Here is a 26,114-nt window from a genome sequence, read left to right as displayed (position 1 = left end):
TGTTTACCCCATAACCGCCAAGGCGGTTGCTATACATGGCATAAAGACATCTTGTAAATCTAAGTGATTGTTAGCAAAAATCAGAAAAAGTTTTACCGTTAATCAACCCTTTCTTCCCTTCAAAATCTAGTTACTTCCTTGCTCAGTCGTCAAACTCAGGGCAGTAATATTTAGGAGCCAGAGCGTTAAGTGCATCAACTTCAGCATTGCCTTGAGGTTGCAGCAAGTCGATCGACATTCCCGCACTCAGCGCATTACATATCCCGCGCGCACGTTCGATAGCAGCTTGGGGATTTCGCTGAACGCGAGACACGGCATCGGATGAGGCTGAATTGAGCCGTTTGCTCAACGATCGTTGGTAACTATTAAGAAAGTCTTGGTCATTGGGCTGTAAAGCGATCGGACGGCCTCTATCACTACTTCCACAAAGCTTACCTAAGTCGATCGTTTGACCATCACTTTTCTGTATATAGCAAACATAATCAACGGGTATTTGAGCGACTGAATCACTAGATTGAGATAAATCAACGCCAAAGGCGATCGACACCATTACCAGAGAATAAAACACTCGTTTCGACTGGCGGACGTATTGCACTACTCTTTAAACTCCCACAAACCGTTAAACTTTCATAAGCTTATAGAGAACTCACACCGGATGTTTCCACAATCCGGCGTGATTAACCATATTCTGCATAGTGCGAACATAAGAGCGTTTTACAGGCAAATAAAATGCTCGCACTATAAGACAGTAATGTTATGCTCCTCGTTGAGATTTCCAAGGGCCCCAAATGGCAAACGTGATGCCTGGGGTTTGGATATTAACGAACATAGTTCGACCGTCCGGCGAGAAGCAGGCTCCCGCAAACTCCCGATCGTTGAGCGCATTTTTTGCGAAACGATACAGTTCCCCGTTAGGAGTTACGCCCACGACGAACTGCTCATCATCGCCATCTTCGCAAATGATCAGATCGCCATGAGGTGCCACAACAATGTTGTCAGGACCATCGAGTTCGTCATCCGATTTAGCCTCAACAAAAAGTTCGATCGCATCTTGATCCGGAAGATACCGCCAAACCTGACCAAATCCGTTGGGTATGCCAGTGGCAGCATCAACAGAGCCACCGTCCGAACAACAGAAGTAAACTTCACGATTGCCGTACCAGATGCCTTCCCCACGAGTAAATTGGGCAGCACCTTTACCGAAACCTTCGACCCGTACCGTATCCGTAGCAGGGTCAGGATTGTCAATTGTCACCCATTCCACCGGAATCGGTTGCCGCTTGGGAAACCCTGCAAAAGTTTTTGCCTGCGGCCTATTCTTAATCTTCAGCGCTTGCAGAGTGCCCCCGGCGCTTAAATTGTTCCGTTGAGATGGGATAAAGCGATACAAAAGGCCATCTCCTCGGTCTTCAGTCTCGTAGACAATTCCGGTTTTGGGGTCGATCGCCACCGCTTCATGGTTAAACCGTCCCATTGCAACTAAAGGTACGGGATTCACAGGAGCCGTTGCCTGAGCCGGAACTTCAAAGTTGTAGCCGTGAGATTTCGAGACATTTGTCGGATTGCCCGGTGGTCTATTAGTCGCCACAGTCGAGACATTTTCCTCGCAAGTAATCCAAGAACCCCAGGGAGTCGGGCCGCCCGCACAATTTCGATAGGTGCCACTAAGCGAAGCGTAGTGCTTGACGAGCTGACGATTAGGTCCAACCTGTAGTGTGGTTGTTCCGCCTTTGCAAAGAGGATCGTAAGGATTTGGGCCCACAACTTGGGTTGAAGAATTCGGACTCAGTTCGTGATTGCGAACCAGAATCACCGTGTTTTGGGGACCTGGGAAAGCCGCCATGCCATCGTGACCGCCGGGCACAGGGGAACCGTCGCTCATCATTTCGCCCGTTCGTGAAAAAGCCCGATACTGAAAGTCAAGGGGTAAATCTAACAATCCATTCGGATCGGGTACGAGGGGCCCATACCCTCCTCCAAATACTGATTCACCATTCGCCTTTCTGGCATAAAGCGCTTCTAGAGGAGACATCATCAAAGTGCCAGCAGCACTCGCTCCTGCCAAGGTAAAAAACTTTCGTCGTGATAGTTGCATCAGTCTTTTCTGGTGAATTAAACAAAGCATACTAAACCTGCATCAAGAGCAAGATAAGGTTGGTTTAACTTCTCATTAAGGTTGTCTCATAGTTGTTCAATGTCAATCCCAGCGGCTCGTAATTGCGCGGCTAACCAGGCTGTTCATTGCTCTGTTTGTTCAGCCCGTTGACGTTTTTTTTAAGTAGGGAGTTGTAGAGTGGAAAACACGTTAATCAGCTTTATACAAAAACATTTCTCTAAAAGGAATGTATGTCTATTCACTTGTCAAACTTTAGGAGAATTCACTAACATTTATGAGGCTTTAATTGCGCCGTTTATTTTTTAGCCTCGCTATTTTATACATTGTTTTTAACAGATTCTATTTCTTCAACCTCTACCCGGATAATAGCCGTTTCAAATTCTACGCCCACAACTCGGCTGACTTCGAGGATTTCTACAAAAATGGCACATTGAGATAGCAGTTGGCAATTGGATGAAGTACACTCCAAACGAGGAGCTTCTTCTTTTCGGCATTCTGAGCCTGTACGTCATCCTAATGAGAACCGCTATAAAGTCCTAATTCTCGTTCGCAAGGAGTGCCTGGGAATACGGGTTTTGAGGCTTAGCCTCGCGTTGATAGAATTATTGAAATTGGTAAAATTCTAACATCCGTTTGATTTTTGGCAACTGTCTTTCAGATTTTCGGAAAGCCAGCCAGATGCGATTGGTAACAGCCTGTGCAGGTTTGAGAACAAGTGTCAAGCGATTTTCTTTCACCCAATCTGCACACAAGTAGTCGGGAAGAACGCTAAAGCCAAATCCCAATACAACCGCTTGTCTAATTGCTCTTAAATCGGGCACGATCAGTTTCGGATGAACGTCAATTCTTCTGCCAAATACAACTCGCCAAAAGCGGCGGGCGATCGGCAATTCTTCGCTGTAAGCAATCCAAGGTTGGGTTAGAAGCCATTGAGCGAGTGGATTCAAATCAGCTTGGCTGGTTCCTTCAGCAATAGGATTTGCAATATTTGGCGGCCCAATAAGCCAGAAACTTTCCTCGAATAGCAGTTGACATTCAATATCGGATAAAGTGATTTTTTGAGTGGCAATTACAATGTCTAGCTTTCCTGCTTTGAGTTGTTGGATTAACTCTGCTGTTAACCCAAATTGCACGGTGTAAAAAGTGCGATCGTCCTGCGGTAGTCGATCGAGAATTCGTTCTGTGAAAAATTCTTGGGGCGTACCGATTCTGATTGTTTGCGGAGTTTGGGATGTTGAGTTTTTGTGGGGAATTGATTCGAGTTTCTCGATCGCACCAGCAATTTGAGTATAAAGTCTTTGTCCCGCTTCCGTGGGAACCATCCGCCTCGGAGTCCTTTGAAACAAGGGATTTCCCAAAGCTGACTCTAGGGCTGCGACGTGTTGGCTAACAGCCGGTTGTGTGAGGTGGAGAACTTGGGCGGCCCCCGATACGGTTCCCACGCGGTAAACCTCGATAAAGCTGCGATACCATTCAAAGTTAATCATAAATAGATTTATACCAGCTCTAAAATTTTATAATTTGTATTTTAGATAAATTCGACCTAGGATCAGAACAACAAGCACAAACACACCTGATAGTAAGAGGAATAGACGATGACTACCCAAAAAGTTCTGATTGTTTTAACCAGCCACGATACTCTCGGCGACACTGGTAAAGAAACTGGTTTTTATCTCCCAGAGGTGACGCATCCATTGGACGCATTTACTCAGGCCGGATTAACGGTAGATTTTGTCAGCCCCAAAGGCGGCAAAGCTCCAATGGTTGGGGTTGATTTAGAAGACCAGCTAAATAAGGCTTTTTTAGAGGATTTGCAACAGGTGGCGCGAGTGGAAAATACGCTCAATCCTGCACAAATTGACCCCGCAGAATATAGCGCTATTTTCTACGCTGGGGGACACGGTACAATGTGGGATTTTGCAGATAACCAGGAACTTGCTGCGATTGCTGCTGCTATTTACGAAGCAGGTGGCATTGTGGGTGCTGTCTGTCACGGGCCGGCGGCGTTAGTTAATCTTAAGTTGTCGGATGGTGAGCACCTGATTGCAAATAAGACTGTGGCTGCTTTTACTAATGAAGAGGAAGCCGCTGTGGGACTGACTGAAATAGTGCCGTTTTTGCTGGAGTCGAAATTAATTGAACGCGGCGCTAATTTTACGAAAGTTCCTAATTTTCAGGCTCATGTTGTCGCCAGCGAGAGGCTCGTCACAGGCCAAAATCCCGCTTCGGCAGCAGGTGTCGGTCACAAAATGGTAGAATTGCTCAAAAATAAGTAGTGCCCAAAAAAATATCACACCGAGACACCCGGTTTCTTAAACAACACCTTCACGCCCAAGTCACGATGCTCTAAGAAAGTAGGTTGGGTTGAGGCACTCGTACCCAACGCCATCAATTTTAAATTTTGGATTTTAGATTTGAGATTTTAGATTGGAGCAAAAATCTAAAATCTCAAATCTAAAATCAGTTGTTGGTTTCGCTTCACAAGGGCCCAACGTGCTGTAAAAAGGGCGAAGGTATTATAAAAAAAACCGGGTTTCGGGCTACAGAATTACTACCTATTTTCTTCGGTTAACCGTACTCCAATCGCCACTTTTATCCTAGAACATTACTGCCAAATTTTCGTCTGTGATGTCAATGAAGTCGCGCTCGCTGTACGAGGATAAATTACTTATTTATGGGGGTATTAGTAAATTCAATTCATTCCGTGTACGCAAAAATTTCGTATAATTGGGGAGTGCAGGTTTAGGGAGGAATCAAGATATTGAGAACCCATAAAACCTCATAAAAAGTTGGAAACTTGTTCGGATTATTACCATAGCGAAACGAATAAGGTATTAGGGCATAATGTTGTGAAAGATGGAACAGGGTATGGAACTAAATTTACAGAAATTTTATAGCGCCTGCAATCCCAGCTACACCCTGGCAGTAGCAAATCAAGAAGACCGACAATACTATATCGATTTCTCATCAGTGCGGGGCGGCACAATCGTAGAACAATTGGAGCGCACCATCAGCAGTCTGTCCCCGGATGCACCTACCTGTCAATTATTCACCGGTCACATCGGCTCTGGTAAATCAACAGAATTGCTGCGGCTGCAAGCTCAATTGCAGCAACAAGGATTTCATGTTGTTTACTTTGAGTCGAGTAAAGATTTAGACATGGCAGATGTAGATATCACTGACATTTTGTTGAGCGTTGCTCGTCAGGTGAGCGAAAGCATCGAGAAAATGAAAATCAAGCTGCAACCGACGGGTTTTAAAGCTTTGCTCAAAGGGGTTGCTGATGTTTTTCAAACTCAAATAGACTTGAGTGCTGAAGCTAATGTCCCCGGTTTTGGGGAAATAAATGCCAGCACGGAGGGAGAATTTTCTCTGGCGTTGGGAATTGGCAAAATTACTGCTAAGGCGAAAGATGCTCCGAATCTGCGATCGGAGTTGAGGCAATATTTGGAGCCGCGAACTAACGTAATTTTAAATGCACTGAATAAGGAGTTGTTGGAGCCGGCTAATCAAGAACTCAAACGCCAAGGAAAACAAGGACTTGTAGTAATTATCGACAATCTCGATCGCATACACCTGTGCGCGAAACCGACGGGGCGACTGCAGCCGGAATACCTGTTTGTCGATCGCGGCGAACAATTGGCAAGACTAAATTGCCACGTCGTGTATACAATTCCTTTGGTGCTGATTTTCTCTAACGATTTGGGCCAGTTGACCAATCGATTTGGGGTAGATCCGAAGGTTTTGCCGATGGTGCCGGTGCAGTTGAGCGACGGTTCTGAGTGCTCTGAGGGTGTGGAATTGCTGCGGCAGATGGTTTTGGCGCGGGCCTTTCCGACGGTGCATCCTTCGCAGCGCTATGCTTTGGTGGGCAAAGTTTTCGACTCTGCGGAAACTCTCGATCGCCTGTGTCGAGTCAGCGGGGGTCATGTCCGCAATTTGCTGCAACTACTGTATGGCTGTCTGCAGAAACAAGACCCTCCTCTGTCGCGGGAAACTTTGGAAAATGTGATCGTCCAGCGCCGCCACCAGCTTACTTTGGCGATCGAACCTGATGAGTGGCAATTGCTGCGCCAAGTATCCGCTACCAAAACTGTGAACGGGGAAACTAAATACCAAATATTGCTGCGGAGTCTCTGGGTGTTTGAATACCGTTACGGCGAAGATTATTGGTTTGATGTCAATCCGATTTTGGCTGACGCCAAAGAGTTTCGGGAAACAGTTGACAGTTAACAGTTGACAGTTGACGGTTGACAGTTGACAGTTGACGGTTGAAATCGCTCTTCGGTCAAACGAAGTTCACTTCTAGCGGACTAAAGAATAAGGGCGTTATTGTAGCAGGATGTGCTATGAAAACTAACAAAAGTCAACACTCAAAAGTCAACAGCATTGCCCGATCAACAGTCAACAGTCAACAGTCAACAGTCAACCGTTAACAGTCAACACTCAACTAACAAAAATGATTAAAGGCACTACTAAACTGTTGGGAGTAATTGGTCATCCCGTCGAACATTCTCTGTCGCCGGCGATGCACAATGCTGCTATTTCCCACTTGGGAGTCGATTTTGTTTACTTGCCGTTTCCGATAAAACCAGGGGATTTAAAAGCTGCTCTTGCAGGATTTGCGGCGATCGGCGTTCGGGGATTTAGCATCACGATTCCGCACAAACAAGCAATCTTACCGCTGCTGTCGGAAGTTTCCCCGATCGCCCGATCGATCGGCGCAGTCAATACCGTGTACCTAACTGACAAAGGTTGGTGCGGCACAAATACTGACGTTGAAGGCTTTCTCGCGCCGCTGCAAACGGGGGGTTTTCAAACTTTCCAATCAGATTCAGATCCCCCTCCTAGGGCGGGCACGGGGGCACCGCCCCTACAAAGGGGGGAGAATTGTGTCAAAGTCCCCCTTCTTAAGGGGGATTTAGGGGGATCTCCGGGTTCCGATTGGAGTCAGAAAGTAGCGGTAATTTTGGGGAATGGCGGGGCGGCGAGAGCTGTTGTGGCTGGATGCGCTCAATTGGGATGTGCAGAGATTCACGTTGTCGGCCGCAGCGAACAAAATTTAGGGGAATTTCAGCAGAGTTGGGTCAATTCTCCGATGCCCGTGCAGAATTTGCAGGTGCATACTTGGGAGAATTTGTCAAGGTTAATCTCGCAGGCAGATTTGCTGGTGAACACGACGCCTGTGGGGATGTATCCGCAGGGGGAAAAGTCGCCGGTTGCGGCTGGTGAGATCGATCGAATTTCAGCAGGTGCGATCGTCTATGATTTAATTTACACCCCTAATCCTACCCAGTTTCTCAAAGATGCACAGCTTAGGGGAGCGCGAGCTATTGACGGACTCGAAATGCTAGTTCAACAAGGAGCAGCCGCCTTAAAAATTTGGCTGGATCAAGAATCTGTCCCAGTTGATGTGATGCGCCAAGCCTTGCGACAGCATTTAGGTCTAGATTAATGCCATTTCTTCAAAAAGTAGCTTTAGTTTTCCGAATTCCTATAAGTAGGAATTTGAGGCTGAATTCGCGCTAAGCTGAGAATTAAAATATACTTGCCCCGCAATTTATGAAATTTCGAGCTATCAGCCTTTTTTTTGCTACTTGCCTAATCGGAATTTTTAGTTTGGTCTTCACTCCACCTGCTTGGGCTCTGACGCAGATTAAACTTTCCGACCTTTCTTATCGCGAATGTCCTGCCGAAATGGGAGAAGGAACAGTCACCAGCGGCAGTTCTATGGAAGCTAACTGCTTTTTGATTACTGGGAAAGCTGAAAATACCACCGGCAAACCAGTTGTCAATGCCGATATTTTCGGACGCATTTATGATGCCGACGACAACCCGGTGATGCAAAACCGGACTCGGTTGGGTTCTATAGAAGAAGTTCCTCCCGGAGTTAGCGATTTTCAGCTCAGAATTTCCGTTGCAGCCAATCAGAGAACACCTTTGAAGCTCAAGCAATTTAAAGCTACAGGTTTTACTGGCGTGGTTCGCCGCTAACGAAACTATTTGAGATTTTAGATTGCTGATTTGAGATTTTGGGTTGGCTGGCCGTGAAATTGCGATGCAGTTTTCGATTTGAGATTTGAGATTGTTTCTGGTTGGATGGGAATGATAAAGTCAAGGTCAATAATTCCACATTTCCCCACTCCCCACTCCCCACTCCCCATCATTCCGGTAACACCGGAATTGATAGGAGATTGTTGAGTGGCTGGCAATTTCTCATTTCTCATGTACGATAAACTCCCCAGCTTTTCAACCGGGGAGTTCATCTAAAAATGTCAAATCTAAAATTTAGTTGTCGGCAGCTAGGTCGGCAAAACAATTTACGCTCGATGCTGAAAAACTTAAGCTTTTCAAACTACAAGGATGTTTGCAAGCTGGTCAAAAGACCGATCAAGAATTCCGAGCCGAACTGCAGTACAAAAAACGCAATTAGTGGCGAAAAGTCAATCCCTCCCAAGGGGGGGATAATCGAGCGGAATAGATTGAGGTAAGGGTCTGTTAACTGACTCAAAATTGAAAACGGGGGGTCGTACCAATTGATGTTAGGGAACCAGCTTAACAGCACCCGAATAATCATCAGGGCTACATAGATTTGCAGAAATGTGGACAGCGTGGTTGCCAAAAGGCCTATGGAAGAACTCATAAATTTTGCTTGTAGTTTGAGTAAAGTTTACAGACACTTTAACTTAAAGTTTAGCATAGGTGGGGGAGAGGGGGAGCATGAGGCTGTTTACGGGCGGGCTAGAAGAGTAACGGCCCAGAATAAAATTCACTCTTGGCTTCACAGGCCCGAAAGGCCTGTGAAGCGAGAATGGTGCAAGATGTCAGTAGCGCGCATCGATCGGCCCGACTAATCTAAAATTTTAAAGGGATTCAGGAGTCTTTGGCGGTCGAACCCTCGCTGCCGGGCGCCGGCGCATTCCCGTTTACGTCGCCGAGTTGCAGCCGCACGTCATCTATTGCCTGATTTAGCTGAGCAATTTTATCTTCTAAACTCAGCCTTGCTACTTCCATACTGTCGGCTTCGAGTTGGCTGGCTTTCCTCTGGCGGATCTTTCTTGTCTTTGCGTCTGAAGGTTCACTCAGCAAAGCTTCAGCAGCGCGCCGCGACAGCACCGCGCCCAAAACTGCACCCACCAAGCCGCCAACAGCAGCTCCGGCAATAAATCCTCCTGTAAAACCCTCTCGATTGCTCATGGATCAACTCAACTGCGCGATATTTCTTTGATTTGTTTATTTTGACACTCTCCCGGTGAGAAACCGGCAGACGATCGTTCGATTTGAGATTTTAGACTTTTGATTAAAGAATTGAGATGGCGATATCGAAAATGAGCCGAAGGGACAAAAGCCCAAAGGCGCATCAAGTTCGTTAGTTGTCAGGTAAGGCAAGAATTCCGACTTCCGAGTTAAAGCGGATCATTTCCAAAGATCGATCGCCATAAAGATCTTCAATGTGCTCCAAGCAGCACTCGATCGCGAAATCGTTCAATTCAGTCGGCTCAACGCCGTACATATCCTGAAACACCTCTGAGTCTACCCGACAAAAGCGCGGTCGATCGGCATAAATTCCGCATTCTCGCGTCGCTCTGTCAAAATTGATACACCAACCGTCCTCTCCGACTAAGCTCAAATAGAGCGCTAATTCGTCTTCAGATAAATACTCGTCTAAGTCTGGGCGCTCTGTTGGGTCGAGGTAACAACAAGCACCGCACTGCTTTACGCAACGCCAAGTAGCCATAGTTTGATTTTAGATTTTAGATTTTAGATTTTAGATTCGGAGCACTATGTGGAAAATGCCAAACTTTAGGAGACTAGAGCTCTTCAAGTATATCAATTGCCAGCGCCGGGGACGGAGATCCCGAAGGGGCGGTTCGATTTGAGATTTGAGATTTGAGATTGGGGGGACTTTCCGGGAAGGGGCATCAAGTCCCTGGTTTCCTGTGACTGAGAGGTCGATCGTAGTTTACATTTTGTTGAATTTTGTAAAGTTCCTTAAAAAATATGGTCGATCGCCCGGTAAAATCAGAAGCGGATTTTCTAATGCAACAATCTAGACTTAATCACTACAGTCAGGAGGACAAATGGACTTTATAACCGATCTTTTCAGTGGTATGGGTGGTGTAGACTACCAACTCATTGTTCAGGTAGCTTTACTCGCAGCAGTCGTGCTTTCTGGCCCGATCGTGATTTTTCTCTTGGCTGCTAAAGGCGGCGACCTGTAATTATAGCACGCTAGGCGGCGATCGATAGTTGGGAGTTTTGAGTTTTAAATTAGGCAAAATTCACAACGCTCGATCGCCAATTTTCGCTGCTGCACGAGATTTCCGATCAAATACCGACTGATCAAATACCCAGGGCGTGTTTAGCAGTTTGAATCAAATTCTCAAAAAAAGGTAGAGATACATCGACTTCTCTAGCATCTTTGCGGGAGTTGCCTAACAAACCGATGTTTTGTCCGGGTGCAACAGCCAAAACTTGCCCTTGAGAGTTGCGAATTCTCAATTCCTCGATCGAGCCTGCAGGAGACAGACTGCAAGAATAAGTGCGATCGCAGTAATCAAACTCAACTTTTCCGAACCTCGGTGGCCTCGAAGTAGCAGCATTTGCCGGTAGCCGAACGCCCAACAATTCTAACTCCACCGATGTCTTGCCATTAAAACTATTTTCCCGCAATCGGTAAGCAATATCAACCCGCCGAGGCAAAGGAAAATATTCCCCCCAACGCCAAGCAATCGCCTTCACACTAGCCGATACATTTCCATCTTGAGTTGCAGTTAGTTTAACGTGACCTCCTTTACCAACAATTTTCTGTTCAGTTATGCAAACATTAGGCGTCCAAAATACAGGAGCCTTATTTTCAATCCCGCAAGGTTCTAGAGCATCAATTTGTCGGTAAAGGTCTAGATTTATCTCTGCCAAATTTGCCTGCACATCTACTGAAACCAGCGGTTTTAGGTGTTCCGGCTGCAAACATTGATTGGCAAAAATTGACAGTTGATTGCGGAATTGGTCGAGATTCTCAGCAGGCATAGAAAAACCGCCAGCCGCTTTGTGTCCGCCAAATTTAGTTAATAAATCCGCGCAAAAATTCAGCCCGTCAAATACATTAAACTCAGGAATTCCCCTCGCCGAACCCCGGACAATTTTATGGGCTACCGTCCCTACAGCCTCGTTTTCGCCAGCCTCATCCTCAAAAGTACCAATAAACACAGGTACGCCGTAGCGTTCCACCAACCGAGAAGCTACAATCCCGATCACCCCGTGGTGCCAACCCGGTTGCACGACAACTAAAACTCGTTCTTGCTGCAAGTCTATCGCCCTTTCCTCGCACCAAGCAATGGCTTCCTGCTCAATTTCCTGGCACAACTCCTGCCTGCGCTGATTAATTTGTTCGCACTGCATCGCGTTTTTAAGAGCTAATTCGCGATCGTCCGTAGTCAGCAACTCTATCACAATTTGAGGGTCAGCCAGCCGCCCCACAGCATTAATCCGGGGCCCCAGCCTAAAACCAATATCTTCAGGCTTTAAGGAATTATTAGTTTTATTTTGCGAGTTGAGAATTGAGGGACTTTCTGCACTTCCCGGCTGCACTCCCGCTACCTGAATCAAAGCCTGAATACCCGCCAATTGCGAGTGAGGCAACAGCCGCAAACCACGCTTTACCCAGCGCCGATTAACTCCTGTCAAAGGTGCTAAATCCGCAATAGTTCCTAAAGTAAATAACTCCAGCAGGGGATTCACCAACCCCCCAACTTTTTTCAGATCCTGAGCCAAAGTAATCGCCAAAACATAAGCAACGCCTACGCCAGCTAAACCGCGATAAGGTGAACATTCCGCGATTAATTTCGGGTTGAGAATAGCATCAGCCGGCGGCAGTTTTGGCGGCAAATCGTGGTGGTCTGTAATAATAACTTTGACACCGAGTTCTCGCGCTCTGGCAACCGGGCCGTAGGCTGCAATTCCGTTGTCAACAGTGAGAATGAGAGCGACACCTTCGGAGTGAAATTCTTCTACAATGCGATCGTTAATCCCATAACCTTCTCGCATCCGGCTCGGAATAGCATAATCCACATTGGCGCCCAGAGCCCTGAGAGCTCGCAGCAACAAAGCCGTGCTCGTCATCCCGTCAGCATCGTAGTCGCCGCAAATCGCAATTTTTTGCCCTCCCGAAATCGCCTCCCGCAACAGTTTGACACTCGCAGCCAAATCGGGAAACTCATCTTTTGGTGGGGGCAAAACCAGAGATTCCGGTTCGATAAACCCTTGCACTTCTTTAAGCGAATCGATTCCCCGGTTAATCAGTACCTGTGCCAGCAAGGGCGACAAACCGATTTCAGTGGCAAACTGTTCGGCTTGCTGTGGTTGAGGCGAATAAATTTGCCACCGTTGGTTTGGCAATCGGTGAAAATGCGGGGGCACAGATGTCGGTAGCTCTTGCACGGAAGCTGAGGTTTAAAGATACATGATTAATCTTACCGAATTAAGTGCCTCAGTCAATCAATTTTAGATTTTAGGTTTTAGGTTTTAGATTTTAGATTGATCCTAAATATGAGTTTTTTGGGTAAAATCCAAAGGTTGTTTGTAGGAAAGCTTTTTTCGGAAGCTCTCACCGCACCCCAAGAGGGATACAAGCCCTGACAGCAGTCGTGGAGACCAAAAAATTTTAGACTCTAGTTCAAACCCCCCAGATTTATCTGTGGAGTCAGTCTAAAATCTCGAATCTCAAATAGACTGAGGGGAGCTGCAAAACTAAGTGTAGCAGGCATTTGTGCGGCAGGCCCTAGGGCGCAGACTACTAATTTAATGAGGAGACTTGCATGAGTGGCGATCGACCGCCTTGGTTTCAAATTGCATTACAGGTTCGGGTGTCTGTGATCCCGTCAATTTGGCCCCGCGTTTTGCTGTGCGGTGGCTTTGGAGTTTTTATTTCCCTGCTGCACTTTTTAAAGTTGCCGGTTTCCTTGCCCATTTTGTCAAGTATGGTACCGAGTATTGTGCTGGGTTTACTGTTAGTTTTTCGGACAAATACAGCCTACGACAGATTTTGGGAAGGTCGAAAATTTTGGGGGACTTTAATCAACAACGTCCGCAATTTGGCGCGCCAAATCTGGGTAGCAATTGAGGAAAAAGACCCGCAGGATATCGAAGTAAAAAAGTCAGCCCTGCGCCTGTTACCTGCCTTTGCAGTGGCGATGAAACTGCACTTGCGGCAAGAATCAGTAAATCCAGAATTAGAGCCGTTAATGTCCTCCGCGCAGTACCAACATCTCAAATCGATGCACAATCCCCCGCTAGAAATTGCCTTTTGGATTGAGGATTACTTGCACGAGCAGTACGAGCGCAATTGCCTCGATGTCTATCAGTTAACTGGTATGAAGGACTTGATCAACTCTATGATTGATGTATTAGGCGGCTGCGAGCGGATTTTGAAGACGCCTATCCCTTTGGCTTACGCGATTCACCTGAAACAACTATTGTTGCTTTACTGTTTGGCACTGCCCTTTCAAATGGTGCAAGATTTGGCTTGGGGAACCGGCCCAGTTGTGGCTTTAATTAGTTTTACTTTGTTCGGCATCGAAGAAATCGGCATTGAAATAGAAAATCCCTTCGGGCACGATACCAATGATTTGCCTTTGACCAATATTTGTGCTACCATGCAGCGCAATATCGACGATTTAATTTCTTTATCTCCTAGCATTCACGAGCGCGTGAAAGATAAGTAAATATAGCCTTTCTCAGTAACATGAGATACCCGACGTGCATAGGGCATAGGGCATAGGGCATAGGGCATAGGGCATAGGGCATAGGGCATAGGGCATAGGGCATAGGGCATAGGGCATACCTTATCACGCTTGAGAACCGCTATACATTCCATTTTAGATTTTCGATACCAATCTCAAATCTAAAATCGTATAACCTACTGGTTAATTTCTAACAATTAACCGCATTAACCCCGCCAATACTAACAATAAAGGCGTCAGCCAATCTCCCCACCGCACGTACAAAGTCCGAGTTTGCCGCCGATAAATAGTAGCATCTCGGACTTCATAGGTATTAATTCCCGACTTCCAAACCGTCTCGCCGCGAGGATTTACAAAAGCAGAGTAACCCGTATTAGTTGCGATAACTGCCCATCTATCCGTCTCAATTGCCCGCATCACATCTAGAGCGTGATGTTGATCCAACATTGGGGGTTTGTAATGGGCATTGTTGGAAGCTGTGATCATAAATTCGCCTCCCTTCGCCGCCTGATATCGGAAAATTTCCGCAAACGCCGAATCGTAACAAATTCCGACAATGGCGCGGCCAAACGGCGTATCAAACACTTGTTTAGAATTACCGGGTACTAAATGAGCATCTAAGGGAGAAAGCCGATTAATAATCCCGCCTAAAATTTCGTAAAAAGGGATATATTCGCCTAAAGGCACTAGCTTTAGTTTATCGTAGCGGCCGATAATTTCTCCAGTGCGATCGATCGCCAATAAGCTGTTAGTGATACTATTATCTTGCTGTCCGAATCCTCCAACCCAAGCCACAACGCCGCGTTCGAGAATAGCTTGGTAAAAGGAAAGAGTAGAACGCTGATACTCGTTTGTCCAGATAAAAGGCAAAGCCGTCTCTGGAATTAACACAGCATCGACTTTCCTGTCTGCTAACTGTTTGTATCCAGTGGTGTAACCTTCCAAAGCGCGCCCCCAACCCCCTGAATCAAACTTAATCTCGTTAGGAATATTGCCTTGAACAATGCCAATTTTTAAAGCAGTTGCAGCTTCTTGATTCAAAGGGCGGCTGTATAAACTCCATCCTGCAATATGCAAAACTAAACACAAAGTCGCAGGCAAAATATAAGCAATCCAATTCTTCCTTCTTCCTTCTTCCTTCTTCCTTCTTCCTTCAATAAAAGCTTCGGCGATTAAGCCATTTACTGCTACAATAGCGGCTGTTACTGCGCTGGGGCCGGAGAGTTGACCGAGGTGCAATATTGCTAAATTGTGCGGGCTTTGCGTATATGATAGAGATGTCCACCACAGCGAACCTGTACTCCAAATACTTTCTAAGGCGCACCACAAAGCTGTGCCAATTAAAACGCGAGTTAATGCTGAAAATTTAGAGCTACCCCCCCCAGCCCCCCCTTGTAAAGGGGGGGAGTTAAGAAGAATAAGATCGGAGCTACCCCCCCCAGCCCCCCCTTGTAAAGGGGGGGAGTTAAGAATAAGAATTGGATTTTGGCCGGGTAAAGTGAGGGAGTTGAGAATTACAAATAGCCACGCCCAAACGGCGACTAAGGCGGCTCCCCAGAGGGTGATGAATGCCCAGCAAAAAAGTGCGATCGCCAAACTCGGCCACCAAGGAACTCCCAACCAAGTCATCGGGTGAATTCCCATAATCCAAGATAAAGCTAATCCGTGATAGCCAATTCCCCAGAGTGAAGGAAGAAGGAAGAAGGAAGAAGGAAGAAGGAAGAATTTTTGTTTTTTTACTTCTTGAAGAGGCCTTTCATAACTAACAACCAAAATCCAGAGGGGAACTAGGGCTACCCAAGCCAATAGCCAAGCATTTACTGGTGCGGTTGTCAATGCCATCAAAATGCCGCTAAAAAATGCGATCGCCCAGGCTAATGTTTTTGATTTATGAACCGCGAGTTTTTCAAATTTGTGCCTGTTAAATATCGCCACTTTGATGATTGCCAAAAATAATAATTCTTAATCAATATATCAGATTAATCAGGAAGAAGGAAGCTCGGCAACTCGCAGTGTATGGGATTTAACGGATTTAACGAATTTAACAGAAAAAAATCTCTCAACTTCTACTTGCCCAAACAAAAAGCGCCCCTATTTCTAGGAGCGCTTTTTGTTAATCAAAAGCTAAATTTAGCCGTTGATGGAAGGAGCAACCATTGCTACTGGGGTGACTTCACCAGCAGCCAAGTCAAGGGGGAAGTTGTGAGCGTTGCGCTCGTGCATTACTTCCATACCCAAGTTAGCGCGGTTGATGACATCAGCCCAAGTGTTGATGACGCGACCTTGCGAGTCGATAATCGATTGGTTGAAGTTGAAACCGTTCAAGTTGAACGCCATCGTGGAAATACCCAAAGCGGTAAACCAGATGCCGACTACTGGCCATGCACCTAACAAGAAGTGCAGAGAACGGCTGTTGTTAAAGCTCGCGTATTGGAAAATCAAACGACCGAAGTAGCCGTGGGCTGCAACGATGTTGTAGGTTTCTTCTTCTTGACCGAATTTGTAACCGTAGTTCAAAGATTCAGTTTCGGTTGTTTCGCGAACCAAGGAAGATGTTACCAAGGAACCGTGCATGGCGGAGAACAAAGAACCACCGAAGACACCAGCTACTCCCAACATGTGGAAGGGGTGCATCAGGATGTTGTGCTCGGCTTGGAACACGATCATGAAGTTGAAGGTGCCGGAGATACCCAAGGGCATACCGTCAGAAAAGCTGCCTTGTCCGATCGGGTAAATCAAGAATACTGCGGTGGCTGCTGCAACTGGTGCAGAGTAGGCGACGCAGATCCAAGGACGCATACCTAAGCGGTAGGACAGTTCCCATTCACGACCCATGTAGCAGAAAATGCCAATCAGGAAGTGAAATACTACCAATTGGTAGGGGCCGCCGTTGTACAACCATTCATCAAGGGAAGCTGCTTCCCAGATGGGATAGAAGTGAAGCCCGATCGCATTCGATGAAGGAACAACAGCACCAGTAATGATGTTGTTGCCGTACATCAAGGAACCTGCTACTGGTTCGCGGATGCCGTCGATGTCTACTGGAGGAGCAGCGATGAAGGCGATTATGTAGCAGATGGTGGCGCTGAGTAGAGTTGGGATCATGAGCGTCCCGAACCAACCTACATAAATGCGGTTATCCGTGCTAGTTACCCAGTTGCAAAACTGCTCCCAAACGTTGGCGTTTTCGCGACGCTGTACGGTTGTTGTCATAAGAAACATTCGGTAAGTGGGAAACGACTCGGCGGTTTCAACCGCCTTGAATCCCTTGCGGGGTTGGAGAGGTATGGTTGCCTCTCCGGTGAGGTATGGTTGCCTCAATCTCCTTTTCGGGGTAATGTTCGCTTCGCCAAGGTTATCGGGGCTTGTCACGCTTACAGCACTGTCTCAGTGACTTTAAGGCTGTTTAACTGTAAACAACAGAGCGGAAAACTAGCGTCGCATTTTCCGGTGTTATGACCCCAATAACGTAGTCAGTGAAGACTTAGGCTGGTCAATACAGCTTGCTTGATTTCTCTTACAAGCTCAGTGGCTTTAGCCCTGAGTTACTGACTTGGTTTATGATTGCTTAATTGAATTTTCAAGGTTCGTTGTGGGGATGCCCCACGCTTATATTAGTAACACCATTCACTAAAGTTTGCCAAGGGATTACTGCTGACAATTTAAATATTTTACAAACATTTACAAAAATTGGATTCTTGGTAAATATTTATAGTTTTTTACAAAGCAATATTACCCACATAACCGGTTAAATATAGCGACCTGAAGAACTGAATCTATTAGCTGTAGATGGGTTCAGCAGTTTTAGCTAATTATTTTTTTTCAGGTCGATTCTCTTTCTGTTTAAATATCTCTTAATTACGTCTGGGGGAGAGGATTTTTAATATTTATTCACATATACCCGGTGGATTCTGCGAGGGGAAATTTTTATCGGGAGAATAGTGAAAAGCGGGTTTCTAGTGCGGGCTGCATTCTCAATAATCTCCAATCCACGGGGTTTATTGACGAAAAAAGAAACCCGGTTTCTGAAGCGCTGGGCAATAGAAATCAACCGGGTTTCTGAGGATGAGTCCGCAAGTTCTGCGTAAAAATTAGGCTTTAGCCTGGGGGCCACTTCATCTGCCGTCCGCCGAGAATGTGAAGGTGCAGGTGGTCTACAGTTTGGCCGCCGTCGCTGCCGCTATTAATGACGACGCGATAGCCGTTGCTAAGTCCGAGTTGTTCTGCTACCCGTTTGACAGTCAGCAGCAAGTGTCCCATGAGAGCATGATCTCCCGACTCGGCATCGGCTAATTTGGCAATAGGCTGTTTGGGAATGACGAGGATGTGGACGGGTGCTTGCGGATGGATATCTCTAAACGCGAGGGCCAAGTCGTCTTCATAAACGATGTCTGCGGGAATCTCTTTGCGGATGATTTTGCTGAAAAGCGTTTCTTGAGTTGTCATGGGTGTTAACGAAGGAAGAAGGAAGAAGGAAGAAGGAAGAAGGCGGAAGGGGGAAGAGGGAAGAAGGCCCAAGTGGGAAGTGGGAAGAGGGAAGGCCCAAGTGGGAAGGGAGAAGGGGAAGTGGGAAGAGGGAAGAGGCAGCAGGAGAGAGGGAAGAGGAGAAAAAGAAGAGGCAAGGAAAAGTTTTCTTGCCTCTCCCGATATTCATTAGTCATTGTTAATCATAATAGATGATGAATCAAGGACAGGCAAATTAAGGATAAAGAAAAATGCTTGCTAGGGTTTGGAGTGCATCGATCGTTGGAATTGACGCGGTAAAGGTTGGTGTTGAGGCTGATGTGTCAGGGGGGCTACCGAAAATCGTCGTTGTGGGGTTGCCCGATTCTGCGGTGCAAGAAGCTAAAGAAAGGGTTAAGGCTACCCTAAAAAATTCGGGATATGCTTTTCCGATGCGGAGTATTGTGATTAATTTGACTCCGGCGGATTTGCGGAAGGAAGGGCCGAGTTTTGATTTGCCGATCGCCATTGGCATTTTAGCAGCATCGGAACAAGTCAGCGGTCAACTTTTGGGAGATTATTTGTTTTTAGGGGAACTTTCTTTAGATGGGAGTTTGCGGCCTGTGGCTGGGGTTTTGCCGATCGCCGCTGCTGCTCAAAAAATGGGTATTTCAGGGTTGGTTGTACCGGCTGGTAACGCGCAGGAAGCGGCTTTGGTGCACGGAATATCTGTTTATGGTTTTGAGAATATTTTTGCTGTTACTGATTTTTTGAACAATCCTGAAGTTTATTCGCCTGTAGAAGTAAACGGTCGAGAAGAGTTAGCTAAAACGCGGTTTTTTGGCCTAGATTTAAAGGATGTAAAGGGGCAAATTCACGCGCGGCGGGCTTTGGAAATTGCGGCGGCGGGGGGACACAATTTAATTTTTGTGGGGCCGCCAGGGAGCGGTAAGACGATGTTGGCGAGGCGTTTGCCTGGTATTTTGCCGCCGCTGACTTTTGAGGAAGCTTTGGATGTGACTCAGATTCATTCGGTGGCGGGGTTGTTGAAGGATAAGGGAAGCTTGGTGGGCGATCGACCTTTTCGCAGTCCTCACCATTCAGCATCTGGCCCTTCTTTGGTAGGTGGCGGCAGTTTTCCGCGTCCGGGTGAAATTTCTTTAGCACATCGCGGCATACTTTTTTTGGATGAATTAACTGAGTTTAAAAGAGATGTTTTGGAGTTTTTGCGACAACCGCTGGAAGATGGTTATGTGACGATTTCTCGAACTAGACAATCGGTGATGTTTCCGGCTCAATTCACTTTAGTTGCAAGTACGAATCCTTGCGCTTGCGGTTATTACGGCGATTCGATTCAACAGTGTACTTGTTCGCCGCAAAAGAGGGAGCAATATTGGGCCAAACTTTCGGGGCCTTTGATGGATCGGATTGATTTGCAAGTGGCCGTAAATCGTTTGAAACCCGAAGAAATTACGCGACAGCCGACGGGGGAGGAGTCGGAACCGGTGCGGGTAAGGGTGCAGCGGGCGCGAGAGCTCGCTACTCGCCGTTTTCAGTCGGAATCTAGTTTGCGCTGCAATGCGGAGATGCAAAGCAGTCACATTAACAGATGGTGTCAGTTGGATGATGCTTCTCGGAATTTATTGGAGATGGCGATTCGGAAGTTGGGGCTGTCGGCGAGGGCTAGCGATCGCATTTTGAAGGTTGCTAGAACTATTGCTGATTTGTCGGGGGATGAAAGCTTGAAAACGAATCATGTGGCGGAGGCGGTGCAGTATCGGACGATCGATCGGATGCAGTAAGTCAATCGATTTTAGATTTTAGATTTTAGATTTTAGAGGCGACCCCACGGATAAATGCGGGGGCAATAAGTGATTTTCGATTTTCGATTTTGGATTGATTCCACGGATAAATCACGTGGCGGGTACGATCAAGAAATTCTTGGTCAGCAACGGCTCAAAAGACACAATCCCCCGATCCCCGACTTCTTAAAAAAGTTGGGAATATAACAGTTGATTCGCCGATTTAAATCGCTGCTAAACATACTAAGTCCCAGCCGAGGGGGAATGAGGGATTAAGGGGGTATTTAAGCTGGATTGATGTTGTCCAATTATTTAATTGAGCCACTGAAACGCCCCGATTTTCCCATGTTTATTGTCGGATTTTGTGCTGCATAGTACCAGGAACACTGGTGACACTTGTGTAAGTTCTGTTAGTGTTAGATTGGGGATGCGACAGCCAACCAAGGCAGCAGTTAAAGTGGCGATCTAGGAAGCTTTAGACCAACTGCCCGAAAGCTAATCAACTCAAGTGTATCAGCGCAAATATCAAGAGGTTTATCAGCACGTCTAGGAATCTTATTCTGAGGCCACACGCAGTATTTATAGCACCGCAGCTTGAATCTGGTGTCAATGCCACCCACCCACAGCTTTTGTCAAAAACCCCTCATAATTTCATCAAAAATTCATCAAGTTTATACCCCCTTTTTGTCATTTTTACTGTAATTTATGATACCGATCGCCCAAGTTGCCCGAAGATCCACAACGGCAGAATTTTTAATATTTAATTTCTCGCTCTCTCTCTCCCTCGCTCTCCCTCGCTCTTCCTCGCTCTTCCTCTTTCTCTCGCCCCCTCTCCCTGTTTCACCCTAAAATTTGAAATTTTTGAGTGACGAATTATGGCACGATCGCAGCGCGTTTTGATACCATTCAATCAAGCGCAAGACAATCAGGGAATGCACTGGAGGTGTGTAAATGGAGCTTTTGGCAGAACAAAAACGGTGCTTGGATTGCTTGGTAAGCTCGATCGAGCAATTGGGAGGTCGAGTAGACATTCCAAAGCTGGAGGAGATAGCTGAGCTAATTATTCAAACGATGAGAGGGCCTTGGCGCTACTTTCACACGTCGGAACACATTTTTGAGGTCGGGGGGTCAGTCGATCCGATCGAGGTGCTGGCTGCGCTGTTTCACGACCTCGTGTACGTGCAAGTCGATCAGGGCGTTAGTTTCAATATTAGCAGCGCCCTTTGTCCTTTTGTCAAAGAAGTGCGATCGCAGTTAGTTATTAGAGATGAAACCGAACTGCCCGACGATGCCATGTATCACCTAGTGGCCTCAGTCTTTGGGTTTATTCCCGGCAAGACTCTCTCTCCGTTTGGCGGCCAAAACGAATTTTTGAGTGCCGTTATTGCTGCCAAATCTTTGGAGCCTTTTTTGCCAGCTAGTACGATCGCCGAAATCGCCGCTTGCATCGAAGCTACTATCCCTTTTCGTCCCGTTTCGCCCAGCGGTTTGAGTGCGATCGAACTTTTGCACCAGCGTTTGGTAAGTGCGAACCGCGATTTTAACTTGGGATGGAGCAATGCCCAAACCGTAGAAATTGTCAAGCGATCGGTCAGGTTAGCAAATAGAGATGTCGAGAATTTTGCCTCTCGAAATTCCTCTAATTTCTTAGACAATACCTGGAATTTGATGCCAGAAACTAACCACGAATTGACCAATGTTAATTCCTATACTGTTGCCGGATATCGCAGGTCTCTGCAAAAAATGGAAGGATTTTTGAACTTCCTCAAACCCGAACTGGTTTTCCAGCAGTTTATGCAAGAGCCGGACGATGAAACCTACGCTAACCTGATTGCCCGAACTCGCAAAAATATCGAAGTTGCTAAACTTTATCTGGGTATCAAGCTAATTACCATCGCCATTTTAGAAGCTCTTTCCTACCGTTTAGGCCGCGATATTCCGCTTTCAACTATGATGGGAGAATTGCGCGCCCCAGGATTTAAAACCTCGGTTTTGGAGGATTACTTGCCTAACCAACAGATCGCCTACCCATTAGAAACTCAGTTGGAAAAAGAGGTTTTAAATTTGTTAGCAATAGGACGAAATCAAGAATCTCCCTATGATATTAAAAACTCTCCCGTAGCTACGTTTATTATCAAATCTATCGGCTTTGCTGAAACGGAAAACTTTTTGAAGAAAGCTCAAGAGTTTTTTGCAGGTCATATTTCGTCGGAAGAGTTTCTGTCTTACTGTTCTCCCGATGTAATAGACACCATCTCCTCCGGCGTGATGAAACTCTTTGACAGCAGGAAGACGGCTTTAGGGAAAGTTAAATTAGCTCACCAAACAGTTTCTTAGGATAGGTGGGCACAATCTTAAAACGTTTTCCATTGCAGAAACCAGGTTTCTTGAGTTCAGCCACAATATCCGGTTAGTCTGAGATGTTGCACCATTCTCGCTTAACAAGCTTTCGGGCCTGTTTCACAAAGAATGATTTTTCTTGTGGGGAGTAGGGTTTGGGCAGGAGATTCCGCCTATAGCAGGCTGATTGATAATGGTGCAAGATTTCAGTTTAAACCATAAAAAAAAGTCCTCTTTAACTAATATGTTGCACCATTCTCAATTAGCCTTTTAGGAACAGGCTTTCCGGCCTGTTCCACAAAATATAAATTTTCTTGTGGAACAGGCCGGAAAGCCTGTTGCTGACAATGGTGCCAGATATCAGCTTTAAAGGACTTTAGCTATGAGTCTGGGGTTTGAACCCCAGGCGGACTAATTCGACATCCAACTTCTATTGCGGTGAACCAGTCGCACCCTCTGCGCCGGAGTTGCTATCAGGTACACCCGTATCCGTAGGATTAGACTCGCTCCGGCTTTCGGTATTAGTTTCGCCGCTGGTACCTGCACCAGGAGCGCCCTCATCTTGAGTTGGAGATGGAGTAGCTGAACTCTCAGGTGCTGCAGTTGGCGGAGTGGAAGCTGGCTCATCCTGCGGATTCGGAACCGTAGTATTGGTATTATTTGACGGCGAAGATGGAGCCGGCGCTGCTTGTTGAGCGGGTGCATCTTGCTGCTGTGAATTTGGAATTGTAATATTGATATTGGGAGCCGGACTTGGTTGAGGAGCCGGAGTTGCGTTTTGAGCTGGACTTGGTTGAGGAGCAGGCGTAGCCTTTTGAACTGGAGATGGTTGAACCGGAACCGGAACAATCTTTTGAATGATCGTTTTTTCTCTCTCTATAGTCCGAGTCGGAGCTGGTGTTGCTGAAGGCTGATTCGCTTTCGGTACAACAATCACAGGAGCAGCAGTAGGAGTAGGAGCCTCTTCGCTCCGATTGAAGTAATATACACTGCCCAGAACTAAGCCTGCCAAAGAAGCAAGAAGAATTCCTAACAGTAACCCGCGACCAGCATTCTCATTATCGCGGACTTCTTGGACTCCAAGTTGGCGGTGGTTTTCCGCCATTTCACCCTGTACATAACCTTGGTGATGAGCTGCTTCTTTAGAAGCCTTCGCAGTTGTACTCGGAACATTTGTAGTGGTTCGCGTTGTACTGACGTGACCGTTACTTGCATCTGTGTGAACTTCTTGATGAATTTCACGGCTAGAGCTATTTTCTTCGTTAGGTTTCATAATTATCTTCGCCACAACTATTCAAAAAATATTTGTCTGTAGGAGATGCTCTGGTTGGACAACTTGAGCTAAGCTGTTCAGCATTTAAATCACTTACTTCGATTCACTGTCAAGATTCACGCAAGATTCATCTGTAACCATTTGGCGTTTTGCTCATACCCAGTTTAAATGCTTAACAGCTTTCTGCTTAGGGAGTTTAGAGAACTTTTGGCTTTTCCTTCATTTGTATCCAATCTAACTTGCCAATATATTAACCAGGCTCTACCCCCAGAGTGATTGCCCAAGTCCCCAAAGGAATAGAATTAGCCGGACTTCAACAAAGAAGACCGGCTAAATGAGTTATTTATAATGCTTGCTGTGCAAGCATATAGCAATCCTTGCAGGAGTCGTAAATTTTTTACCCCACCCCCACCCTCCCCGAACCCAAGGGGAGGGAGTAAGAAATTCACAAATGATGCGAGGATTGCTATAGATGATTCCTGACACCCTTACAAGTGGCAACTTTACTGCCGGAGTGGGAAGACAATTCATGTCATCAGAGAAATCGGGAAAAAGAGAAGGGAGTATTAACAGTTACTAGCCCTGTATTTATCAAGCCAGTTTGTGCTTGAAGTTTGTTTAAGTCCGGTTAGATAACCACAATTAAGTTTTTAGTAAGACAAGTTTTTTATCATCCATCAACAGACGATAGTCGTACTCGCTACAAACAAGCTTTATTACGGGAAATTAACCGGACATCAGCATTACTGACAACTGAGTTTTTTTACTCGGTTCTTTCAATGATGATGGTAAGGTGAGCGACTAATGCACCGATCGCTCCTACAGCAGCAATGACTGGAAACAAGGCCGCACCGATGACTCCACCCACTACTCCCACCGTCAGAGGAACTTCTACCAAAATCCGTCCCTCTTCATTTTTGATAATGATGCGGCGGATATTTCCTTCGTGAATCAGTTCTTTAACTTTAGCAACCAAATCGTCGCCGTTAATCTTCAACTCCTCGACGCTAACTTTTTCTTGAGTATAAGTAGGGGTTTCTAAAGGAGTCGTTTCAAAATTAACTTCACTAATTTTGTCGGCCGAAACTTTGTCAGATACAGGTATTGATTCGAGTTCTCTTGTCCCGACTGGTTCTTGTAGGCGTTCTGTAGGTGTGTCCATTTTTTGTTCTCCTTTTAGGTAAAAGTATTTTTGTATAGAATTATATTGAAATATAACACGCAACTATTTTTGAATCAATCATTCTTTTGGGTGATCTTGCTGCTGCTGTCGTGATTTTGTGAAGGTATGATGATGAAAATTCCCTCACTCTCTCGCTTCTGGGCTGATCCCATCTGTCCCTCTCTCCTTGTGCGGTTTAGTTAACTGTCCGCTTCTAACCCTCGCACCGCCTAACCCTTGAAAAACTTCCAATCCAGACAACGAAAGGATGAGAGCGACTTTCACACTCTCTGAGGCTCAGACTCAACAGGTGTACAGGTTGAAATACTGACATTGTACTGAAAGTACGATCGTCCCGCCGTGTATACAGTTACCACCTCTCGTTCGGGAAACCGCACATGGAAACCGTCGTTTACTTTCCTCAAATGTCATTTCAATTTAGCTCAGTGCGATCGCCCAACCAAACCCCACCCCCCGATGTTCCTCAAATCAACATCTTAGAGTTTCTAATGAGAATTGCCTAAAATCAAGGGGGAGAAGAAATAATAACGATCGAAATATTATCGCAACCAAACCAACTTCCTCAAATTGAAGTTGAAGTTGGGGAAAAGTCGGGTAAAATAGAATTATTTTTTCTGCTTCCTCTTGATTCTCGGTGTCGGATTTGCCAGCGACAGAATTTGAATCTCAAGTTGGTGGCCCGACGGTACTTTTCGGGAAAGTTTTAAGGCACATCAAGCGGATGTGTGGAATTTGACACTCCCCATGCTAAAGCAGCGGGGATTCTCCGGAAATTAATCCGGATATCCTTTTTTCTGGATAACCGCTTTCTACATTAGATAACTGCGAGTTAACCGATAAATTAAGGTTCCTAGGCTCAACCCACTGAGGGATTGATATTTCCAAAGGCGTTACTTTCCCGCAGTCCGCAGGTAGTCTTTTTTGATTACGCGGAAATGATAAACCGCTTTTCTTGGCTATTTTCCTAGAGGCTCCTGTATCAGCGTGTTCAGCATAACCACAGGCGCGACACACGAACTTTTCTCCGTCTCGGTTGCCTTTCTCTGTATGTCCACATTTAGGACACTCTTGAGAAGTGTGTCGGGGGTTAACTGCAAATACAGGCTTGCCAGACTTCGCAGCTAGCCACGCTATTTTTGCAAAAATATCCCCCCAAGCACAATCTAGGATTCTTTTATTAAGTCCACTCTTGGCAGCAGCACCATTCTTCCTATAA

Annotated in this window: 24 protein-coding genes; 10 read left to right on the top strand and 14 right to left on the bottom strand. The window is 46.1% G+C overall.

From position 1 onward, the window contains the following. Window positions 1-142: 142 nt before the first annotated feature. The 3 genes from QUB04_RS10155 to QUB04_RS10145 form a co-directional block, all read right to left on the bottom strand. Complete coding sequence (locus QUB04_RS10155) at window positions 143-595, bottom strand: DUF732 domain-containing protein (protein ID WP_333283852.1); 453 nt, start codon at window positions 593-595, stop codon at window positions 143-145. 159 nt (window positions 596-754) lie between these two features. Continuing rightward, window positions 755-2,095 carry an alkaline phosphatase PhoX gene (locus QUB04_RS10150; protein ID WP_333283850.1) on the bottom strand — a complete coding sequence of 447 codons (1,341 nt, stop codon included), beginning with the start codon at window positions 2,093-2,095 and terminating at the stop codon, window positions 755-757. A 623-nt stretch (window positions 2,096-2,718) separates the two neighbouring features. Then, window positions 2,719-3,603, bottom strand: coding sequence for a LysR family transcriptional regulator (locus tag QUB04_RS10145; RefSeq protein ID WP_333283848.1), 885 nt, complete (start codon window positions 3,601-3,603; stop codon window positions 2,719-2,721). A 108-nt stretch (window positions 3,604-3,711) separates the two neighbouring features. Here QUB04_RS10145 and QUB04_RS10140 point away from each other — a divergent pair, with 108 nt between their 5' ends. The 4 genes from QUB04_RS10140 to QUB04_RS10125 all read left to right on the top strand — a co-directional run bounded on the left by QUB04_RS10140 (window position 3,712) and on the right by QUB04_RS10125 (window position 8,110). Further along, complete coding sequence (locus QUB04_RS10140; protein WP_333283846.1) at window positions 3,712-4,392, top strand: type 1 glutamine amidotransferase domain-containing protein; 681 nt, start codon at window positions 3,712-3,714, stop codon at window positions 4,390-4,392. A 592-nt stretch (window positions 4,393-4,984) separates the two neighbouring features. Beyond that, window positions 4,985-6,349 carry a P-loop NTPase fold protein gene (locus QUB04_RS10135; protein WP_333283844.1) on the top strand — a complete coding sequence of 455 codons (1,365 nt, stop codon included), beginning with the start codon at window positions 4,985-4,987 and terminating at the stop codon, window positions 6,347-6,349. 226 nt (window positions 6,350-6,575) lie between these two features. Next, the gene (locus tag QUB04_RS10130) at window positions 6,576-7,571 is read left to right on the top strand and encodes a shikimate dehydrogenase (RefSeq protein ID WP_333283842.1); all 996 of its coding nucleotides are present in this window, start codon (window positions 6,576-6,578) and stop codon (window positions 7,569-7,571) included. Between the two features lie 107 nt (window positions 7,572-7,678). After that, complete coding sequence (locus tag QUB04_RS10125; RefSeq protein ID WP_333283840.1) at window positions 7,679-8,110, top strand: hypothetical protein; 432 nt, start codon at window positions 7,679-7,681, stop codon at window positions 8,108-8,110. A gap of 17 nt (window positions 8,111-8,127) precedes the next feature. Here the strand turns inward: QUB04_RS10125 and QUB04_RS10120 are convergent, their stop codons facing one another. The 4 genes from QUB04_RS10120 to QUB04_RS10105 all read right to left on the bottom strand — a co-directional run bounded on the left by QUB04_RS10120 (window position 8,128) and on the right by QUB04_RS10105 (window position 9,854). After that, entirely contained in the window at window positions 8,128-8,382 is a 255-nt protein-coding gene (locus tag QUB04_RS10120) for a hypothetical protein (RefSeq protein ID WP_333283839.1), read from the bottom strand. Between the two features lie 89 nt (window positions 8,383-8,471). Further along, the gene (locus QUB04_RS10115; RefSeq protein ID WP_333102770.1) at window positions 8,472-8,759 is read right to left on the bottom strand and encodes a YggT family protein; all 288 of its coding nucleotides are present in this window, start codon (window positions 8,757-8,759) and stop codon (window positions 8,472-8,474) included. A gap of 230 nt (window positions 8,760-8,989) precedes the next feature. Next, window positions 8,990-9,313 (bottom strand): hypothetical protein, encoded by a 324-nt coding sequence (locus QUB04_RS10110; protein WP_333283836.1) that lies wholly within the window; start codon window positions 9,311-9,313, stop codon window positions 8,990-8,992. Window positions 9,314-9,485: 172 nt separating this feature from the next. Then, window positions 9,486-9,854, bottom strand: a complete 369-nt coding sequence (locus tag QUB04_RS10105) for a YkgJ family cysteine cluster protein (protein ID WP_333283834.1) — start codon at window positions 9,852-9,854, stop codon at window positions 9,486-9,488. Between the two features lie 343 nt (window positions 9,855-10,197). Here QUB04_RS10105 and psb30 point away from each other — a divergent pair, with 343 nt between their 5' ends. After that, entirely contained in the window at window positions 10,198-10,338 is a 141-nt protein-coding gene (psb30, locus tag QUB04_RS10100) for a photosystem II reaction center protein Ycf12/Psb30 (protein ID WP_333054512.1), read from the top strand. 121 nt (window positions 10,339-10,459) lie between these two features. Here psb30 and recJ read toward each other — a convergent pair whose 3' ends face one another. Beyond that, window positions 10,460-12,556, bottom strand: a complete 2,097-nt coding sequence (recJ, locus tag QUB04_RS10095; RefSeq protein WP_333283832.1) for a single-stranded-DNA-specific exonuclease RecJ — start codon at window positions 12,554-12,556, stop codon at window positions 10,460-10,462. Between the two features lie 377 nt (window positions 12,557-12,933). Between recJ and QUB04_RS10090 the strand changes: the two genes are divergently transcribed. Continuing rightward, window positions 12,934-13,839 carry a bestrophin family ion channel gene (locus tag QUB04_RS10090; protein WP_333283830.1) on the top strand — a complete coding sequence of 302 codons (906 nt, stop codon included), beginning with the start codon at window positions 12,934-12,936 and terminating at the stop codon, window positions 13,837-13,839. 201 nt (window positions 13,840-14,040) lie between these two features. On the opposite strand, the gene lnt is transcribed toward QUB04_RS10090, so the two are convergent. From lnt to QUB04_RS10075, 3 genes are all read right to left on the bottom strand, one after another. Then, window positions 14,041-15,792: an apolipoprotein N-acyltransferase gene (gene lnt, locus QUB04_RS10085; protein WP_445301044.1), complete on the bottom strand. Its 1,752-nt coding sequence runs from the start codon at window positions 15,790-15,792 to the stop codon at window positions 14,041-14,043. 195 nt (window positions 15,793-15,987) lie between these two features. Further along, complete coding sequence (gene psbA / locus QUB04_RS10080) at window positions 15,988-17,070, bottom strand: photosystem II q(b) protein (RefSeq protein ID WP_333283828.1); 1,083 nt, start codon at window positions 17,068-17,070, stop codon at window positions 15,988-15,990. A gap of 885 nt (window positions 17,071-17,955) precedes the next feature. Beyond that, window positions 17,956-18,303, bottom strand: coding sequence for a histidine triad nucleotide-binding protein (locus QUB04_RS10075; protein WP_006631073.1), 348 nt, complete (start codon window positions 18,301-18,303; stop codon window positions 17,956-17,958). On the opposite strand from QUB04_RS10075, the gene QUB04_RS10070 reads away from it, so the two are divergent. From QUB04_RS10070 to QUB04_RS10060, 3 genes are all read left to right on the top strand, one after another. Continuing rightward, on the top strand, window positions 18,302-18,514 hold the full coding sequence (locus QUB04_RS10070) for a hypothetical protein (RefSeq protein WP_333283826.1): 213 nt from the start codon (window positions 18,302-18,304) through the stop codon (window positions 18,512-18,514). The genes QUB04_RS10075 and QUB04_RS10070 overlap by 2 nt on opposite strands. Before the next feature lie 58 nt (window positions 18,515-18,572). Then, window positions 18,573-20,102, top strand: a complete 1,530-nt coding sequence (locus tag QUB04_RS10065; protein WP_333283825.1) for a YifB family Mg chelatase-like AAA ATPase — start codon at window positions 18,573-18,575, stop codon at window positions 20,100-20,102. A 951-nt stretch (window positions 20,103-21,053) separates the two neighbouring features. Next, window positions 21,054-22,439 carry a hypothetical protein gene (locus QUB04_RS10060; protein WP_333283823.1) on the top strand — a complete coding sequence of 462 codons (1,386 nt, stop codon included), beginning with the start codon at window positions 21,054-21,056 and terminating at the stop codon, window positions 22,437-22,439. A gap of 433 nt (window positions 22,440-22,872) precedes the next feature. Here the strand turns inward: QUB04_RS10060 and QUB04_RS10055 are convergent, their stop codons facing one another. Both QUB04_RS10055 and QUB04_RS10050 read right to left on the bottom strand, forming a co-directional pair. Further along, on the bottom strand, window positions 22,873-23,715 hold the full coding sequence (locus tag QUB04_RS10055; protein ID WP_333283821.1) for a hypothetical protein: 843 nt from the start codon (window positions 23,713-23,715) through the stop codon (window positions 22,873-22,875). Between the two features lie 763 nt (window positions 23,716-24,478). Beyond that, window positions 24,479-24,877, bottom strand: a complete 399-nt coding sequence (locus tag QUB04_RS10050; protein ID WP_333283819.1) for a DUF4342 domain-containing protein — start codon at window positions 24,875-24,877, stop codon at window positions 24,479-24,481. A gap of 398 nt (window positions 24,878-25,275) precedes the next feature. On the opposite strand from QUB04_RS10050, the gene QUB04_RS10045 reads away from it, so the two are divergent. Next, on the top strand, window positions 25,276-25,401 hold the full coding sequence (locus QUB04_RS10045) for a hypothetical protein (protein ID WP_333283817.1): 126 nt from the start codon (window positions 25,276-25,278) through the stop codon (window positions 25,399-25,401). 244 nt (window positions 25,402-25,645) lie between these two features. Here QUB04_RS10045 and QUB04_RS10040 read toward each other — a convergent pair. After that, window positions 25,646-26,114 (bottom strand): transposase (locus QUB04_RS10040; RefSeq protein WP_333283815.1); only part of this gene is annotated, 469 nt, incomplete at its 5' end.

The organism is Microcoleus sp. D2_18a_B4 (assembly GCF_036702475.1).
Lineage (GTDB): Bacteria > Cyanobacteriota > Cyanobacteriia > Cyanobacteriales > Microcoleaceae > Microcoleus.
This window is presented reverse-complemented; position numbering and strand designations above follow the sequence as displayed.

What these genes read in the sequence shown, in the direction of transcription:
- QUB04_RS10045 (WP_333283817.1), top strand. Translation starts at nt 25,276, where the DNA reads ATGGAAACCGTCGTTTACTTTCCTCAAATGTCATTTCAATTTAGCTCA.
- QUB04_RS10105 (WP_333283834.1), bottom strand. Translation starts at nt 9,854, where the DNA reads ATGGCTACTTGGCGTTGCGTAAAGCAGTGCGGTGCTTGTTGTTACCTC.
- QUB04_RS10130 (WP_333283842.1), top strand. Translation starts at nt 6,576, where the DNA reads ATGATTAAAGGCACTACTAAACTGTTGGGAGTAATTGGTCATCCCGTC.
- QUB04_RS10115 (WP_333102770.1), bottom strand. Translation starts at nt 8,759, where the DNA reads ATGAGTTCTTCCATAGGCCTTTTGGCAACCACGCTGTCCACATTTCTG.
- psbA (WP_333283828.1), bottom strand. Translation starts at nt 17,070, where the DNA reads ATGACAACAACCGTACAGCGTCGCGAAAACGCCAACGTTTGGGAGCAG.
- QUB04_RS10140 (WP_333283846.1), top strand. Translation starts at nt 3,712, where the DNA reads ATGACTACCCAAAAAGTTCTGATTGTTTTAACCAGCCACGATACTCTC.
- QUB04_RS10120 (WP_333283839.1), bottom strand. Translation starts at nt 8,382, where the DNA reads ATGAACTCCCCGGTTGAAAAGCTGGGGAGTTTATCGTACATGAGAAAT.
- QUB04_RS10135 (WP_333283844.1), top strand. Translation starts at nt 4,985, where the DNA reads ATGGAACTAAATTTACAGAAATTTTATAGCGCCTGCAATCCCAGCTAC.
- QUB04_RS10125 (WP_333283840.1), top strand. Translation starts at nt 7,679, where the DNA reads ATGAAATTTCGAGCTATCAGCCTTTTTTTTGCTACTTGCCTAATCGGA.
- QUB04_RS10050 (WP_333283819.1), bottom strand. Translation starts at nt 24,877, where the DNA reads ATGGACACACCTACAGAACGCCTACAAGAACCAGTCGGGACAAGAGAA.
- QUB04_RS10065 (WP_333283825.1), top strand. Translation starts at nt 18,573, where the DNA reads ATGCTTGCTAGGGTTTGGAGTGCATCGATCGTTGGAATTGACGCGGTA.
- QUB04_RS10150 (WP_333283850.1), bottom strand. Translation starts at nt 2,095, where the DNA reads ATGCAACTATCACGACGAAAGTTTTTTACCTTGGCAGGAGCGAGTGCT.
- QUB04_RS10090 (WP_333283830.1), top strand. Translation starts at nt 12,934, where the DNA reads ATGAGTGGCGATCGACCGCCTTGGTTTCAAATTGCATTACAGGTTCGG.
- QUB04_RS10055 (WP_333283821.1), bottom strand. Translation starts at nt 23,715, where the DNA reads ATGAAACCTAACGAAGAAAATAGCTCTAGCCGTGAAATTCATCAAGAA.
- QUB04_RS10075 (WP_006631073.1), bottom strand. Translation starts at nt 18,303, where the DNA reads ATGACAACTCAAGAAACGCTTTTCAGCAAAATCATCCGCAAAGAGATT.
- QUB04_RS10070 (WP_333283826.1), top strand. Translation starts at nt 18,302, where the DNA reads ATGGGTGTTAACGAAGGAAGAAGGAAGAAGGAAGAAGGAAGAAGGCGG.
- psb30 (WP_333054512.1), top strand. Translation starts at nt 10,198, where the DNA reads ATGGACTTTATAACCGATCTTTTCAGTGGTATGGGTGGTGTAGACTAC.
- QUB04_RS10145 (WP_333283848.1), bottom strand. Translation starts at nt 3,603, where the DNA reads ATGATTAACTTTGAATGGTATCGCAGCTTTATCGAGGTTTACCGCGTG.
- QUB04_RS10110 (WP_333283836.1), bottom strand. Translation starts at nt 9,313, where the DNA reads ATGAGCAATCGAGAGGGTTTTACAGGAGGATTTATTGCCGGAGCTGCT.
- QUB04_RS10060 (WP_333283823.1), top strand. Translation starts at nt 21,054, where the DNA reads ATGGAGCTTTTGGCAGAACAAAAACGGTGCTTGGATTGCTTGGTAAGC.